Below are 1,821 nucleotides of genomic sequence, written 5' to 3'. Positions count from 1 at the left end.
CCGTAAACTTTGGTGGGCGTTGACGGAGTCGAACCGCCGACATTCTGCTTGTAAGGCAGACGCTCTACCAACTGAGCTAAACGCCCTGAATTCGTTTCGCTGTGTGCGTTTCAGCGAGGAGGCGAATTAAAGCACAGGGTTTAAGCTTGTGCAAGTAGTCCGCTTGGTTTTTTTTGCCAAAGCCCGTAATTTTGAATATTTGCTCCATTTTTGCATCGTTTTCCTAGTTCTACGGGTGACGGCGAGTTTGCGCCTCATGTATCATGCGGCGATTAGGTTTGACGGATGATGTGAAGAATGAAGCCGACCTTTCTCGATTTTGAGCAGCCGATTGCCGAGCTCGAGAACAAAATAGAAGAGCTGCGGTTCGTGCAGGACGACTCGGTGCTGGATATCTCCGAGGAAATCGCCCGCCTGCAGAAGAAGAGCTTGGAGCTGACCAAGACGCTCTATGCCAAGCTGACCCCGTCGCAGATCGCGATGGTGGCCCGCCATCCGCAGCGACCATACACCCTGGACTATGTGCAGGCCATCTTCACCGACTTTGAAGAGCTGCACGGCGACCGCGCTTTTGCCGACGATGCCGCCATCGTCGGCGGCCTGGCCCGTTTCAACGGCCAGTCCGTGATGGTCATCGGCCAGCAAAAGGGCCGCGACACCAAGGAAAAGATTCGCCGCAATTTCGGCATGCCGCATCCGGAAGGCTATCGTAAGGCGCTGCGCCTGATGAAGCTGGCCGAGAAGTTCGGCATTCCGGTGATGACCTTCGTCGATACCGCAGGCGCCTGGCCTGGCATTGGCGCGGAAGAGCGCAGCCAGTCCGAAGCCATTGGCCGCAACCTGTATGAAATGACTCGCCTGCGCGTGCCCATCATCGTTACCGTGATCGGCGAGGGCGGCTCCGGCGGCGCTTTGGCCATCGCCGTGGGCGACCAAGTCAATATGCTGCAATACGCCACGTATTCGGTGATCTCGCCGGAAGGCTGCGCATCCATCTTGTGGAAGACGGCCGAGCGCGCGTCCGACGCCGCCGAGGCGCTGGGCATCACCGCGCCGCGTTTGAAAACGCTGGGCCTGATTGATCGCGTGGTGACCGAGCCGGTGGGCGGCGCGCATCGCGATCACGCGCAGATGATGACCACGCTGAAGCGCGTGCTGCAGGAAGAACTGAAAGAAGTCCAGAGCAAGCCGCTGGATGAGCTGCTGAAGCAGCGCTTCGACCGCCTGATGAGCTATGGCCGCTTCAAGGAAGACGCAGCCTAAGCTGGCGGACAGCCTGATCAAACATTGGCCGGACGAATTGTCCGGCCTTTGCGCTTTTGAGCTTGGGCTTTCCGGCGGCTTGGACTCGGTGGCGCTGCTGTCGCTGTTGTGCGCGGCGCGCGAACATCGGTCCGAGCTCGTGTTGTCGGCCGTGCATGTCCATCATGGACTGAGTCCGAACGCCGATGCCTGGGCCGCGCATTGCCAGGCGCTGTGCGATTCGCTGGGCGTGCCGCTGCGCATCGAGCGCGTGCAGGTCAGCGCCGGCGGCGGCGAGAGCCTGGAGGCCGCGGCGCGCGAGGCGCGCTACGCGGCTTATCGTCGCTCCGCCGCGGAGGTCATCGTTCTGGCGCATCATCAGGATGACCAAGCCGAGACTGTGTTGCTGCAGTTGCTGCGCGGCGGCGGCGTCAAGGCGCTGGCGGCCATGCCGGCGCTGCGTGAGTTGCCGCCCGGCAAGCGCTTATGGCGGCCCTTGCTGAATTTCACTCGCCAGCAGCTGGAAGACCATGTCCGCGCGCAAGGCCTGGCCTGGGTGGAAGACGAGAGCAATCGCGA

2 protein-coding genes and 1 tRNA gene are annotated in these 1,821 nt (G+C 61.3%); 2 read left to right on the top strand and 1 reads right to left on the bottom strand.

The features are described 5' to 3' along the window. Positions 1-10: 10 nt before the first annotated feature. A tRNA-Val gene (locus C2134_RS21015) sits at positions 11-86 on the bottom strand. A gap of 211 nt (positions 87-297) precedes the next feature. On the opposite strand from C2134_RS21015, the gene C2134_RS21010 reads away from it, so the two are divergent. Together C2134_RS21010 and tilS are read left to right on the top strand one after the other, a co-directional pair. Then, complete coding sequence (locus C2134_RS21010) at positions 298-1,263, top strand: acetyl-CoA carboxylase carboxyltransferase subunit alpha (RefSeq protein WP_103321991.1); 966 nt, start codon at positions 298-300, stop codon at positions 1,261-1,263. After that, positions 1,235-1,821: tRNA lysidine(34) synthetase TilS (gene tilS / locus C2134_RS22025; RefSeq protein WP_233196532.1), on the top strand; the 587-nt coding region annotated here is incomplete at its 3' end. The genes C2134_RS21010 and tilS, both read left to right, overlap by 29 nt.

Origin of the sequence: Chromobacterium sinusclupearum (genome assembly GCF_002902845.1) — a bacterium.
Taxonomy (GTDB): domain Bacteria; phylum Pseudomonadota; class Gammaproteobacteria; order Burkholderiales; family Chromobacteriaceae; genus Chromobacterium; species Chromobacterium sinusclupearum.
The sequence above is the reverse complement of the archived record's forward strand: the minus strand, read 5'-3'. Positions and strand labels throughout refer to the sequence as shown.

Excerpts from the sequence above, each read along its gene's own strand:
- C2134_RS21010 (WP_103321991.1), top strand. The coding sequence starts at position 298 with ATGAAGCCGACCTTTCTCGATTTTGAGCAGCCGATTGCCGAGCTCGAG.